The 886-nt window shown below is 43.9% G+C and carries 1 pseudogene; it reads left to right on the top strand.

Annotated features, from left to right (window positions below):
* A pseudogene (locus ACS8FC_RS15800) lies at window positions 1–886 on the top strand (DNA-directed RNA polymerase subunit beta'); the annotation flags it as partial.

The following is an 886-nucleotide window of genomic DNA, read 5'->3' as shown; positions in this document are numbered from 1 at the left end:
GTAGGTCCAACACTACGTCTACATCAGTGTGGTCTACCTAAGAAAATGGCACTAGAATTATTCAAGCCATTTACTTATAACAAACTATTGTCTCATGGTTTAGCGACTACGATTAAAGCTGCTAAAAAGATGGTAGAGCGTGAAGAGCCACAAGTGTGGGATATGCTGGCCATGGTTATCCGTGAGCATCCAGTATTGCTTAACCGTGCGCCAACCCTTCACCGTTTGGGTCTACAGGCATTTGAGCCAGTATTGATCGAAGGTAAAGCTATCCAGTTGCACCCGCTTGTTTGTACTGCATTCAACGCCGATTTCGATGGTGACCAAATGGCCGTTCACGTGCCATTGACGCTAGAAGCGCAGCTTGAATCACGTGCCTTAATGATGTCTACCAACAACATCTTGTCACCTGCGAACGGTGATCCGATCATCGTACCATCTCAGGATGTTGTACTAGGTCTATATTACATCAGTCGCTCGTCGATCAATGCCAAAGGCGAGAGCATGATTTTTGCTACCGTTAATGAAGCATTGCGTGCAATTGGTTCAAACGATCTACATGTAAACGCCAAGATCAAAGTGCGTGTTACTGAGACGCAAATTGACGAAGAAGGTAACGAGACCAAAGAAATCAGTATCAAAGATACGGTTGCTGGTCGTCTACTTATCTGGAACATCATGCCTAAAGGTATGACGTTTGATGAGTGTAACCAAGAGATGACGAAGAAAAACATCTCTCGTTTGATTAACTCTTGCTACCGTAAAGTTGGCGTAAAAGAAAGTGTTATGTTTGCTGACCAATTGATGTATCTTGGTTTTGCTCAAGCAACGCTATCTGGTGTGTCTATCGGTATCGACGACATGGTTATTCCACCACTTAAGAAGC

This window comes from Psychrobacter sp. 1Y4 (assembly GCF_051847555.1).
This window is presented reverse-complemented; position numbering and strand designations above follow the sequence as displayed.